We start from the raw sequence: 12,439 nt of genomic DNA, 5'->3' as shown, positions 1-12,439 counted from the left end.
GACCCTCTCCAGCACCTCGTGGATGGTTGACGCGCCTTGGCCGGTCTCCTGGCTTACGGGTACCACCGCCCGTGCTCCGCCTTCCCGGGTCACAAGGACCCAGTGGCTGTCCGTGAGGACTGGAGCCGGACTTCCCGATCACAGTGGCGAGGGCCGCACCGGCATGACACCGGATTTCCCGTTCACCAAGGCGTGGTGACAGTAGTGCCCACATAAGGGCGCTGACAAGCCGAGACGAGGGGCGCGCGGGCGCCGTGGAACAGCTCACACCACGGCACACGCCCCACCGCCCCCACGCCGCACACGAGCGAACTCGCGAAGACGGCAGATGGCCGGAACCGCTCGTACAGGTGGTCGTCCTTGGCCACAGGTCCCGCCCTGCGCTTGAATTCAGCTTCACGCCGTCGGCACAGGGGAGTCCGCAGTGCACCGCCCGACCTTGGTACGCAGTTCGCGCCGTCTCGGCGTTCTCACCGCAGCCGCGTTCGCGGTAGCCGTCGCGACCGCGGGACCGGCCGCGGCCCACGCGGAGGTCGAGGCGGAGGGCGCCCGGTCCCTCGACCAGAACGTCGAACTGACCTTCTCCGCGGAGTCGGAGTCCTCCTCCGCCGGCATCACCAAGCTGGAGGTGATCCTGCCCGAGGGCATGGTCCCCGCCGACATCACCTACAAAGAGGGCCCGGACGGCTGGAAGTTCGCCCCCACCAGCCGGGGCTACACCGTGTCGGGCGCGAAACTCGCGGTGGGGGAGGACGTCGAGTACGTCGTCACCGTACGGCAGTTGCCCGACGCCAAGTCGCTGGTCTTCAAGACCCTCCAGTCGTACAGCGACGGCAAGGTGGACCGCTGGATCGAGCTGGAGGAGGAATCCGAAGGGGACGGCCACGGCCACGGTCACCCGGCACCCCGCCTGGACCTGAAGGCAGCCGCGCCCGGCGCCGAAGTCGTGAGCCCCACCCCTTCGGAAGAACCCACCACGGCGTCCCCCTCGCCCTCACCCGAGACGAGTGCCAAGACCGCCACGCCGTCGGCGGAGCCCGCGGCGGACAGCGGCGACGGCGACGACGGTGTCTCCCTCGCTGTGCCCCTCGGCATCGGTGCCGCCGTCCTCCTCGCGCTCGGCGGCGGCGTGTGGTGGTTCCGGTCGCGCCGGGGCGGGACCGCCTGACCTGCTCCAAGCCGGCCAGCAGTCGTGTGGGTGAGATCGACCTTCGCGGCGTGTGGCCACTCATGAGGCCGGCCACGTCTTCGGCCTGAAGGATCTCTGGGCCGACGAGAACCTCACCATGGGCTCAGACCCGTCGCTCCAGCAGCGCGCAGCCCATGGAACCCGGCGGTAGCGGGTGCGCCGGGTCTCCGGCGTATCCCTGCGCTGGTCGCGGCGGGCAGCTTCCGCCCAGGCTCTGGCACTGCCATTCCGAGTGGGGACGCAGTGCCGGGGACGGGGGTGAAGTCCCGGTCGGGGAGGACTGGGGCAGGCATCACCGGCCTCTCGGTGGCCGTCGCTCTCGTCATCGGCACGGTCGAACTGCTCGGTCTCGTCGCCGAGAAGGCGCATCTGCGCGGCACGTTCTGGGAGTGGGTCTACGGCCTCGCCCTCGACGCCATCGGCTATGTCGTCGTCGGCCTGTTCTTCGTCACCTGGGCGGTCCCCCTGCTGGTGTGGCGGTTCGGGCGGATCGAGGAGAAGTGGACGACACGCTGAACATCCACCCGCGACCCCGAAGTCATGACCTGGCCTCGGCCCCGGCCTACGAATCGGTCTCGATCCGTGGCACCGCCTGGGGCGCCGATGACGATCACGCCATCATGAGGCCATGAATCGGCCACCGCCCCGCCTCCACACCCCCGAGTGGGTCACGGCCGACGACTCGACCCTGAACGTGGCGCTCGTGTACCCGATGCAGGGGCCCGCCGGTATCTTCGGCCCCACCTGCGGGGCGTGCGCCCGGCTGGCCGCCGAGGAGGTCAACAAGGCCGGGGGAGTGCTGGGCAGGGAGCTGCGGCTGATCGAGGTCGACGGCGGGGCCGAGCCGCGGCGGGTCGCCGAGGACGTCGAGGCCCTGGTCGCCTCGGGCGCGGTGCAGGGCGTCACCGGCTGGCACATCTCCTCCGTCCGGCAGGCGGTGGCCCCCCGCGTCGCGCACCGGGTGCCGTACGTGTACACGGCCCTGTACGAGGGCGGGGAGCGCACCGAGGGCGTCTTCATGACGAGCGAGACGCCCTCCTGGCAGCTGCTGCCCGCGATGCGGCTGCTCGCCGAGTCCCGTGGCGTGCGCCGCTGGTTCGTCGTCGGCAACAACTACGTGTGGCCCCGGCACACCGCGCGGGCGGCCCGGGGCTACGCCCGCGAGTGCCGGGGCCGGGTCTGCGGTGAGGCGTATCTGCCGCTCGGTACCGAGGACTTCGAAGACGTACTGCGACGTATCGAGCGGGCCGACGCCGACGGGGTCCTGATGCTCCTGGTCGGCAGCGACGCGGTCCGCTTCAACCGGGCCTTCGCCGCCTCCGGGCTCGACCGGCGATGTCTGCGGCTGAGCACGCTGATGGACGAGAACATGCTGATCGGCAGCGGCCCCGAGGCCACCCTCGATCTCTACAGCACGGCCGGGTTCTTCGCGTCGCTGGCCGACCAGAACACCCTGGACTTCCACGGCCAGTACGCCGGCCGCTTCGGCCTGGAGGCGCCGACCCCGGGCAGCCTCGGCGAGTCCTGCTACGAGGGCGTCCTGCTGCTCGCCGCGCTCGTCGAGCGGGCGCGCGCCCTGGACGTGACCGCGATCGGGGCGGCCGCCGACACCGTCTCGTACGAGGGGCCGCGCGGTCTGCTGAGCCTGGACGGGCGGCATGTGCGCCAGCGCATCTACCTCGCGCAGGCGGACGGATACGACTTCAACGTCCTCGCCCAGCTGCGCGCTCCGCACGACCTGCGTTGACCTTGCCCTGACCGTCGGCGGTTCCGCCGTCCTCCAGGGTCCGGGCCAGTCGGTCCAGCAGGAGTTCCAGCCGCTTCCCGTCCTCGTCGGTCAGCGGCGACTCTAACTCGGCCCAGTCGGCGCGTACTTCGCGGGTGAGCAGCTGCCATCGCTCCCTACCGCGCGGGGTGAGGTGGGCGAGGACGCGGCGCCGGTCGGTGGGGTCGACTCGGCGGAAGACCAGGTTCTGGTCGACGAGTTGGTCGATCAGCTTGGTCAGGCTCGGAGCCGGCAGGAAGGCGTGTTCGGCGAGGGCCGTCATGTTGTGGCCCTGCCCGTCGGAGAGCAGGTCGAGGACCCGCCACGCCTCGACGGAGCAGTCGAACTCGTCGAGCAGGGACTGGACTCGACGTACGGAGAGGCGCTCGGCCCGGGTCAGCAGGTGGAGCAGTTCCTCGGGTCGCCTCGCCATCGCACTCCTCAACTCGCGTTCACACGCCCCGCGACGGGGATGCCCGGAGCCTACCTTCGATCACCGCGCTCCGGACAGCGGAATTCAGGAATCACGTCCTTTCCGCAGGAAGCGATAAATCTTTCTTCACCTCGGAAAATGCTTCCCCTGGAAACTGTTCTTCAATTGCCCTGAAACGCGAGGGAAACGTTTGACTCGCAGGCTGTGGACGCACTTCCGCTCCCTCTTCGAAACGCCCTTCGTGGGCAAGGAGGTATTGCATGTCCGGCCTCAGCATCAGCAGACGCGGTCTCCTCGCGGGCGCGTCGGCGCTCGGCACGACCGCCGCCCTCAGCGCGTGCGGCGCCAAGACCGGCACCGGCACGTCCTCGGCCCCCGGAGCGAAGGCGGACACCACCGGCGACACCGTCAAGGTGGGTCTGCTGAACTCGCTCTCGGGCACCATGGCCATCAGCGAGGTCACCGTGCACAACGCGCTGCTGCTCGCGGTGAAGGAGATCAACGCCGCCGGTGGCGTCCTGGGCAAGAAGCTGAAGCCCATCAGCCAGGACGGCGCCTCCGACTGGCCGACCTTCGCCGAGAAGGCGGAGGCCCTGATCACCGACGACAAGGTGGTCGCCACCTTCGGCTGCTGGACCTCCGCCAGCCGCAAGGCCGTCAAGCCGGTCTTCGAGCGCTACAAGTCGCTCCTGTTCTACCCCGTGCAGTACGAGGGCCTGGAACAGTCCCCGTACATCTTCTACATCGGCGCCACCACCAACCAGCAGATCGTGCCCGCCCTGGACTACCTCAAGAAGCAGGGCCTGACGCGGCTTTACCTGGTGGGCAGCGACTACGTCTTCCCGCGCACCGCCAACAAGATCATCAAGGCGTACGCGGAGGCCCAGGGCATGAAGGTGGTCGGCGAGGACTACGCGCCGCTCGGCTCCACCGAGTTCAGCACCATCGTCAACAAGGTCAAGGACGCCGGCGCGGACGCCGTCTTCAACACCCTCAACGGCGACAGCAACGTGGCCTTCTTCAAGGAGTACAAGTCCGCCGGGCTCAGCGCGAAAAGCCTGCCGGTCCTTTCGGTGTCGATCGCCGAGGAGGAGGTCAAGAGCATCGGCACCCAGTACCTGGAGGGCCAGTTGACCGCCTGGAACTACTACGAGACCACCCCGGGCGCCGCCAACACGAAGTTCGTGGAGGCCTACCAGGCCGCCTACGGCAAGGACAAGCCGACCAGCGACCCGATGGAGGCCGCGTACATCTCCGTCCACCTCTGGAAGGAGATGGTCGAGAAGGCCGGCTCCTTCGACGTGGCGAAGGTGAAGAAGGTTTCCGGCGGTATCGAACTCGACGCCCCCGAGGGCAAGGTCACCGTCGACGGCGCCACCCAGCACGTCTACAAGACCGCCCGTATCGGCAGGATCGGCTCGGACGGCCTGATCCAGGAGGTCTGGAACTCCGGCAAGCCGATCGAGCCGGATCCCTATCTGAAGGGCTATGACTGGGCCGCCGGCCTTTCGTGATTCCGACGGTTCCCCGCACCCCTGAAAAGCAAGAAACACGGGGCGCAGCCCCTGCTTTCTGAGGGGTGCGGGGCGGTGACATATACGGCTCCGCCGCGTGGGCGCGAGCAACCACATCCCACCCGCACCCGCCGAACAACCCGTCCCCCGACCCGGAGCCGCTCAATGACGGTCGTCCTCAACCAGTCCTTCACCGGCATCAGCATCGGAGCCGTCCTCCTGCTCATCGCGCTCGGTCTGACCCTGACGTTCGGTCAGATGGGCGTGATCAACATGGCGCACGGCGAGTTCATCATGGCCGGTGCCTACACCACGTACGTACTGCAGAAGTCCATCAGCGGCGCCGGCGCCTCCCTCCTCGTCGCCCTGCCCGTCGCCTTCCTCGTCGCCGGAACCATGGGCGCGCTGCTCGAATGGCTCCTCATCCGGCGTCTCTACACAAGACCCTTGGACACCCTGCTGGTCACCTGGGGCGTCTCCCTGATGCTCCAGCAGCTGGCCCGTGACATCTTCGGCGCCCCGAACGTCCAGACCCGCGCCCCGGACCTGCTCACCGGCAACATCTCGGTCGGCGGCATCACCTTCGCCAACAACCGGCTGTTCATCCTCGGCCTCGCCCTCCTGTGCGTCCTCGGCCTCACCCTGATCCTGCGGCTGACCCCGCTGGGGCGCCGTATCCGGGCCGTCGTGCAGAACCGGGACCTCGCCGAGGTGTCCGGCATCGCGACCGAGCGCGTGGACCGTACGACGTTCTTCATCGGCTCGGGCCTCGCGGGCGTGGCCGGTGTCGCGCTCACCCTGGTCGGACCGATCGGCCCGACGATGGGCACCAACTACATCGTCGACGCCTTCCTGGTCGTGGTCGTCGGCGGCGTCGCCCAGCTCAAGGGCAGCGTCATCACCGCCTTCGCCCTCGGCGTCCTGCAGTCCGTGCTGGAGTACTCGACGACGGTCAGCGTCGCCAAGGTCATCGTGCTCGTGGCGATCGTCGCCTTCCTGCAGTGGCGACCCCAGGGCCTGTACACCCTGCGCACCCGGAGCCTGGCATGACGACGACAACGACCTCTCCCGAGAAGACGGCTCCCGTGGCAGAGCCGTCGCCATCCCTCCTGGACCGCTTCCGCGTACCCGGCGCCTTCCTCCTCGGTGCCGTCCTGCTGATCGGCGTCGCCCCGCTCGCCCTCTCCGACTTCCGGCTCAACCTCCTCGCCAAGTACCTGTGTTACGCCATCGTGGCGGTCGGCGTGAGCCTCGCCTGGGGCCGCGGCGGACTGCTCGTCCTCGGCCAGGGCGTGTTCTTCGGCCTCGGCGGCTACGCCATGGCCATGCACCTCAAGCTCGCCGACGCGGCGGACACCGGCCAGACGCTGCCCGACTTCATGCAGCTCTACGGCACCGGCGACACCCTGCCCTGGTGGTGGCAGCCCTTCACCAACCCGCTCTTCGCCCTCGCCATGACCGTCCTGCTGCCGATGGCGGTCGCCGCGCTGCTCGGATTCTTCGTCTTCCGCCGCCGGGTGAAGGGCGCGTACTTCGCGATCCTCAGCCAGGCGCTGGCCGCCGCCCTCGCCATCTGGCTCGTCGGCCAGCAGGCCACCACCGGCGGCACCAACGGCCTCACCGACATCCAGGGCTTCTTCGGCTACGACCTCAACGACCCCGTCAACCAGCGGATGGTGTACTTCGTCATCGCCGCCGTGCTCCTGCTGCTGATGGCCGCCGCCCGCCAGCTGTTCGTCAGCCGCTACGGCGAACTCCTCGTCGCCGTACGGGACTCCGAGGAGCGCGTCCGCTTCCTCGGCTACGACCCCGCCAACGTCAAGCTCGTCGCGTACGTCGTGGCAGCGGGCATGGCGGGCCTCGCCGGCGCCCTCTTCGTCCCGGCGGTCGGGATCATCTCCCCGGCCCTGATCGGCGTCGTCCCGTCCATCGGCTTCGTCATCGGCGCGGCGGTGGGCGGCCGGGCCTCCCTGGTGGGCGCCGTACTCGGCGCGATCGCGGTGGCCTGGGCGCAGAGCACCCTCTCCGACGCCTTCCCGGCCGCCTGGACCTACCTCCGGGGCCTGCTGTTCGTGCTGGCGGTCGGCTTCCTGCCCGGCGGCCTGGCGTCCCTGGCGAGCGTGGTGCGCAGGCGCCGCACCCCCACGACCCCGACCCCGACCACGGTTCCGACAGGAGGAACGGCATGAGCGGCGAGGGACTGACGGTTCGCGACCTGCGGGTGACGTTCGACGGCTTCAAGGCCGTCGACGGCGTGGACCTCGACATCCGCCCCGGCGACCTGCGCTTCCTCATCGGCCCGAACGGCGCCGGCAAGACCACCCTCGTCGACGCGGTCACCGGACTGGTGAAGGCCACCGGATCGGTCCGCTTCGGCGGCGAGGAGCTCATCGGCAAGCCGGTGCACAGGATCGCCCGCAGGGGCATCGGCCGTACGTTCCAGACGGCCACGGTCTTCGAAGAGCTGACCGTCCTGCAGAACCTCGACATCGCGGCGGGTGCCGGACGCGGCCCGCTGACGCTGCTCCGGCGCCGCAAGAGCGTGCCGGAGGCGGTGACCAGGGCCCTGGAGACCACCGGTCTGACGGAACTGCGTGACCGCCCGGCGGGTGTCCTGGCACACGGCCAGAAGCAGTGGCTGGAGATCGGCATGCTGCTCGTCCAGGACGTGAAACTGCTGTTGCTCGACGAGCCGGTCGCCGGTATGAGCCATGACGAACGCGAGGCCACGGGCGAGCTGTTGCGGGGCGTCAGCGTGGACCACACGGTCGTCGTCATCGAGCACGACATGGACTTCATGCGCTCCTACGCCCGCAGTGTCACCGTCCTGCACGCCGGCAAGGTCCTCAGCGAGGGCTCCGTCACCGAGGTCCAGGCCGACGCCAAGGTCCAGGAGGTCTACCTCGGCCGCGCGCCCGAGCCCGCGCCCGAGCCCGAGCCCGCGCCCGCGTCCGCGCCCGCGCCCGCATCCGCGCCCGAGCCCGAGCCCGAGCCCGAGCCCGCATCCGCGCCCGCGCCCGCGCCCGCATCCGCGCCCGAGCCCGAGCCCGAGCCCGAGCCCGAGCCCGCATCCGCGCCCGCGTCCGCGCCCGAGCCCGAGCCCGAGCCCGCGTCCGTGACCGCCTCCGAGCCGGTCGCCGCTCCCGTTTCCGTCGCCGAGGAGGCGTGACGCCCATGCTGGAGATCAACTCCGTCCAGGCCGGCTACGACCGCACGACCGTGCTGCACGGCGTGACCGTCTCCGTCCCCAAGGACGGTGTCGCGGCCGTCCTCGGTCACAACGGCGCCGGCAAGAGCACCCTCCTGCGCGCCGCCATGGGCCTGCTCAAGCCGAAGAGCGGGACGGTCCTGCTGGACGGCGAGGACATCACCCACCTCGCCCCGCACCAGCGGGTGGCCAGGGGCATGGCGTACGTCCCCCAGGGCCAGCAGTCCTTCCCGCACCTCACCACCGCCGAGAACCTGCAACTGGTCGCCGACGGCCGCCCGGACGGCAAGGATGCGGTCGCGGAGGCCGTGGACCTGTTCCCCGTCCTGCGGGAGCTGTCGGGCCGCCGAGCAGGTCTCCTCTCCGGCGGCCAGCGCCAGCAGCTCGCCCTCGCCCGCGCCCTGATCACCCGCCCCAGGCTCCTCCTGCTCGACGAGCCGACCGAAGGCATCCAGCCCTCCGTGGTCGCCGAGATCGAGGAGACGATCCTCGCCCTGACCCGCCGAGGCGGCCTCTCCGTCCTCCTCGTCGAACAGCACGTGGGCTTCGCCATGCGGGCGGCCGAGCGGTACTACGTGCTGGAGGCGGGCCGGGTCACCTCCTCGGGAGAAGGGGGCACCGGTGCCGAGCGGACCGTCCGGGCGGCGCTCAGTGTTTGACGGCTCGTCGTCGGCGTCACTCTGACGAGTGTGCCGACCGGCGCTGCGGGCGGCGGGCCCACCTTGCCGCACGGCACACCGCCCTGGCCGCCCACAGCGCGCCCCGAGCCCGTCGAATCGTCTGAGAGGAAGCCCGATCGTGATCCAGGTCGTGAAGGAATACCGCGTAACACTGCCCGCCTGGATCGACGACGAGCTCGCCGACGTGCCCGAGGTCGTCCCCGACCGAGAGGACCGTATGCGGCTCGTGCACCGGCTCGCCGACCGCAACTGGCGCGAGGGCGACGGCGGCCCGTTCGCGGCCGTCGTCGCCGAACAGGACACCGGCCGCATCGTCTCCGTCGGCGTGAACGCCGTCCTCACCACCGGTGTCTCCAGCGCCCACGCCGAGGTCGTCGCCCTCGGCCTGGCCCAGCGGACGACCGGCGGCTGGGACCTCGGCGGCGAGGGCCTGCCGTCCCACGAGCTGGTCGTCAACTGGCGCCCGTGCGTCCAGTGTTACGGCGCCGTCCTGTGGTCCGGGGTACGCGGCCTAGTGGTCGCCGGCGAAGGCCCGGAGCTGGAGGAGATCACCACGTTCGACGAGGGTCCGCTCGGCGCCGACTGGGCCGAGCAGTTCGAGGCCCGTGGCATCAAGGTCGTGAACAACGTCCTCCGCGACGAGGCGCTCGCGGTGTTCCGCGACTACCGGGAGGCCGTCGACTCCGGCGATGACGTCGTGGTCTACAACGCCCGTGGTGGCGCCGACTGATAGGGCCGGACCTCACGCCCCCACTACCTACCACCTACCGTGCGTGCAGCTTGTCCGTGAGGTGACCGTGGCTGTGCCGCCAGCCCGACGGGACGCGCAGGGCGCCCACCAGATGGGGGTGTCCGAGGGGGAGGTCCGCGTGCACGTGGGGCGCCTGAGCCGCCGGCGAGTGAGCCGCGGGCGCGTGGGCTGCGTGCACGTCGGCCGTCGAGCGCGCCGGCCACAGCCGTACGGCCAGCAGTGCCGCACCCAGGGCGATCGACCCCAGGGCGAGCACCGCCCAGTTGAGCCCGGCCGCCGCTCCCAGCCACCCGGCCAGGGGGTATGTCAGCAGCCAGCAGCCGTGCGAGAGGGAGAACTGCGCGGCGAACGCGGCCGTCCGCTCCCCGGGCGCCACCGAGCGGCGGACGAGCCGCCCGGTCGGGGTGAGCACCGCCGAACACGCGGCACCGAACGCGGCCCAGAGGACCAGCAGTGCGGGCAGCCGCCAACTCTCGTCCCGCGCGGCCGTGACAACTCCCAGCCCGGCGAAGACGACGGTCAGCGACAGCGCGCCCGGCAGCATCACCGCCCGGTCCGGCATGTTGTCCAGCAGACGCGGCAGTACCAGGGCCACGGCCATCGACCCGGCCCCGTACGCCCCGAGCGCCAGCGGTACGGCGCCCACCGACAGGCCCAGCACATCGCGGACGTAGACCACGGAGTTGACCGTCACCGTCGCACCGGCCGCCGCGACAGCGAGGTTCAGGGCGAGCAGGGCCCGCAGTTCGGGGGCGCGGAAGAAGAGGCGGGTGCCGGCCGTGGCCTTGGTGTACGCGCCGTCCGTGCGCGGGGCGGTGGCGGCGGCCCGCTCGGGCAGGGCGGTCGAGACCACCAGCGCGGCCGAGGCGAGGAAACCGAGGACGGTGCCGGTGAACAGCCAGTTGTAGGTGATGACGGACAGCAGGGCGGCCGCGAGCGCGGGGGAGAAGAGGCTCTCCAGGTCGTACGCGAGCCGTGACATCGACAGCGCCCGTGTGTAGTCGCGCTCCTCGGGCAGCACGTCGGGGATGACGGCCTGGAACGTGGGCGTGAACGCGGCCGAGGCGGACTGGAGGAGGAACACCAGGACGTACACCTGCCAGACCTCGCCGACGAACGGCAGGGACACGGCGATCCCGGCGCGCACCAGGTCAGCCGTCACCATGAGCGCCCGGCGCGGCAGCCGGTCGGCGACCGCGCCGACGGCCGGGGCGATCACCACGTACGCCACCATCTTGATCGCGAGAGCAGTACCGAGGACGGAACCGGCGTCGGCGCCCGCGAGGTCATAGGCCAGCAGACCGAGGGCGACGGTCGCGAGACCCGTGCCCACCAGGGCGATGACCTGGGCGGCGAAGAGACGCCGGTAGGCGCGATGGCGCAGAACGGCGAGCATTCGAACGGCTCCCCTCGGCGTGGCGTTGCGGCTTGTACAGCCGAGTGTAACCATCATGTGCGCACCTGCGCACATGATGGTCCCCGAGCATGGTGGCGTCCCGGAGGGGCGCGGAGAACTGCGCGACCAGTCACGACGAAGCCGCAGACAACGGACGACCCCCGCGCCCCCGGCGGAGCGCCTACGCTGGGCCCATGCCTGAACGCCATGCCGTGTCACCTGCGTCCGGTGCGCATCTGCGCGCCCCCGACAGTGCGCGGCTCGCCGAGGCGACCGGAGTGTTCGCGATGCTCTCCGACGCCACCCGGCTGCATCTGCTGTGGCTGCTCGCGCAGGGCGAGTCGGACGTCGGCTCACTGGCCGACCGCTGCGAGGCGTCCCGTACGGCGGTCAGCCAGCATCTGGCGAAGCTGCGGCTCGCCGGGCTCGTGGACACCCGCCGGGAGGGGCGTCACATCTACTACAGCCTCGCCGACGGGCATCTGCGACGCCTGGTCGTGGAGGCACTCAGCCACGCGGACCACAGGGTCAGCGGGCAGGCACCGCACGACTGAGGACGGCCCATGACCGCTGATTTCTCGCTCGGACAGCTGGAGTACTCCGTGGCCGTGGCGAACACGGGCTCCATGAGTGCCGCAGCCGTGCAGTGCCACGGCTCCCAGGCGGGCTTCTCCACCGCGATCGCCGACCTGGAGCGCCGGCTCGGCGTGCAGCTGCTGGTGCGGCGGCGGGCCAAGGGCGTCTTCCTCACCGAGGACGGCACCCGGGTCCTGGAGCACGCACAGGCCGTACTCGCGCGGGCCGAGGTCCTGAAGGCCGATGCCGAGGCGGAGGAGGGGCAGCTCGCCGGTCGCCTGACGATCGGCTGCTACGCCACCCTCTCCCCGTTCCTGATCCCGCCCCTCGTCGACGGCTTCACCCGGCTCCACCCCGGCGTCGGCCTCCACTTCGTCGACGGCTCCCAGGAGGAGATCCGGCAGTCCCTCCTCGACGGCGCCTGCGATTTGGCGCTCCTGTACGAGACCGGCGCCGAGACGGGCCTGTCGTGCACCACGGTGCGGGCGAGCAGGCCGTACGTGATCCTTTCGCCCGGTCACCCCCTGGCCGGACGGGACGCCGTCTCTTTCACCGAACTCGCCGACGAGCCCCTGATCGTCTACGCGGCCCCGTCGGCACCGGCCGACGCCGACCGCTGGATGCACGGCGCCGGCGTCAAACCGAACATCCGTTACCGCACCTCCGGCATCGAGGCCGTACACAGCCTGGTCGCCCGCGGCCTCTGCTGCTCGATGCCGATCCAGCGCCGGCCGACCGCCACCAGTTTCGAGGGCCTGCCGCTGGCGTCGGTACCGATCAGCGACCCGTTGGAGGAGATCAGAGTCGTGATCGCCCACGCCGTGAGCGTCCCGCCCACCCGCCGGGCATTCGCCTTCGCCCAGTACGCGCGCGAGACTCTGTCGACGACGGCGACCACGTGAGGCCGGATCGCCCCGGAACGGGACG

General features: G+C 70.7%; 11 protein-coding genes, 2 pseudogenes and 1 riboswitch. Of the genes and pseudogenes, 11 read left to right on the top strand and 2 right to left on the bottom strand.

Going from position 1 to position 12,439, the window contains the following annotated elements:
* Window positions 1-20: 20 nt before the first annotated feature.
* Window positions 21-227: riboswitch (cobalamin riboswitch) on the bottom strand.
* Window positions 228-424: 197 nt separating this feature from the next.
* The 3 genes and pseudogenes from ACFU53_RS10460 (at window position 425) to ACFU53_RS10450 (ending at window position 2,936) form a co-directional block, all read left to right on the top strand.
* Window positions 425-1,168, top strand: a complete 744-nt coding sequence (locus ACFU53_RS10460) for a DUF1775 domain-containing protein (protein WP_383988724.1) — start codon at window positions 425-427, stop codon at window positions 1,166-1,168.
* Between the two features lie 312 nt (window positions 1,169-1,480).
* Window positions 1,481-1,705 (top strand): annotated as a pseudogene (locus ACFU53_RS10455) (HoxN/HupN/NixA family nickel/cobalt transporter); the annotation flags it as partial.
* A gap of 112 nt (window positions 1,706-1,817) precedes the next feature.
* A complete protein-coding gene (locus ACFU53_RS10450) occupies window positions 1,818-2,936 on the top strand; it encodes a substrate-binding domain-containing protein (protein ID WP_383988722.1) in 1,119 nt (372 codons plus the stop codon).
* Here the strand turns inward: ACFU53_RS10450 and ACFU53_RS10445 are convergent.
* Complete coding sequence (locus ACFU53_RS10445) at window positions 2,893-3,387, bottom strand: MarR family winged helix-turn-helix transcriptional regulator (RefSeq protein WP_383988719.1); 495 nt, start codon at window positions 3,385-3,387, stop codon at window positions 2,893-2,895. The genes ACFU53_RS10450 and ACFU53_RS10445 overlap by 44 nt on opposite strands.
* Window positions 3,388-3,647: 260 nt before the next feature.
* Between ACFU53_RS10445 and urtA the strand changes: the two genes are divergently transcribed.
* From urtA to ACFU53_RS10415, 6 genes and pseudogenes are all read left to right on the top strand, one after another.
* On the top strand, window positions 3,648-4,901 hold the full coding sequence (urtA, locus tag ACFU53_RS10440; protein WP_383988716.1) for an urea ABC transporter substrate-binding protein: 1,254 nt from the start codon (window positions 3,648-3,650) through the stop codon (window positions 4,899-4,901).
* Between the two features lie 165 nt (window positions 4,902-5,066).
* Entirely contained in the window at window positions 5,067-5,951 is an 885-nt protein-coding gene (gene urtB / locus ACFU53_RS10435; protein ID WP_383988713.1) for an urea ABC transporter permease subunit UrtB, read from the top strand.
* Window positions 5,948-7,090, top strand: a complete 1,143-nt coding sequence (gene urtC, locus ACFU53_RS10430) for an urea ABC transporter permease subunit UrtC (RefSeq protein ID WP_383988711.1) — start codon at window positions 5,948-5,950, stop codon at window positions 7,088-7,090. Before urtB ends, urtC begins: the two co-directional genes overlap by 4 nt.
* Window positions 7,087-7,851 (top strand): annotated as a pseudogene (urtD, locus tag ACFU53_RS10425) (urea ABC transporter ATP-binding protein UrtD); the annotation flags it as partial. The gene urtC and the pseudogene urtD, both read left to right, overlap by 4 nt.
* A gap of 224 nt (window positions 7,852-8,075) precedes the next feature.
* Complete coding sequence (urtE, locus tag ACFU53_RS10420) at window positions 8,076-8,768, top strand: urea ABC transporter ATP-binding subunit UrtE (protein WP_383988825.1); 693 nt, start codon at window positions 8,076-8,078, stop codon at window positions 8,766-8,768.
* A 139-nt stretch (window positions 8,769-8,907) separates the two neighbouring features.
* On the top strand, window positions 8,908-9,519 hold the full coding sequence (locus ACFU53_RS10415) for a nucleoside deaminase (RefSeq protein ID WP_383988708.1): 612 nt from the start codon (window positions 8,908-8,910) through the stop codon (window positions 9,517-9,519).
* A gap of 34 nt (window positions 9,520-9,553) precedes the next feature.
* Here ACFU53_RS10415 and ACFU53_RS10410 read toward each other — a convergent pair whose 3' ends face one another.
* Complete coding sequence (locus ACFU53_RS10410) at window positions 9,554-10,936, bottom strand: MFS transporter (RefSeq protein ID WP_383988705.1); 1,383 nt, start codon at window positions 10,934-10,936, stop codon at window positions 9,554-9,556.
* Between the two features lie 194 nt (window positions 10,937-11,130).
* On the opposite strand from ACFU53_RS10410, the gene ACFU53_RS10405 reads away from it, so the two are divergent.
* Both ACFU53_RS10405 and ACFU53_RS10400 read left to right on the top strand, forming a co-directional pair.
* The gene (locus ACFU53_RS10405; protein ID WP_383988702.1) at window positions 11,131-11,490 is read left to right on the top strand and encodes an ArsR/SmtB family transcription factor; all 360 of its coding nucleotides are present in this window, start codon (window positions 11,131-11,133) and stop codon (window positions 11,488-11,490) included.
* Between the two features lie 9 nt (window positions 11,491-11,499).
* A complete protein-coding gene (locus ACFU53_RS10400; RefSeq protein ID WP_383988699.1) occupies window positions 11,500-12,414 on the top strand; it encodes a LysR substrate-binding domain-containing protein in 915 nt (304 codons plus the stop codon).
* Window positions 12,415-12,439: the final 25 nt, after the last annotated feature.

Origin of the sequence: Streptomyces sp. NPDC057474 (assembly GCF_042802555.1) — a bacterium.
Taxonomy (GTDB): domain Bacteria; phylum Actinomycetota; class Actinomycetes; order Streptomycetales; family Streptomycetaceae; genus Streptomyces.
Note: the sequence above shows the minus strand (reverse complement) of the source record. Positions and strands in the feature narration are given on the sequence as shown.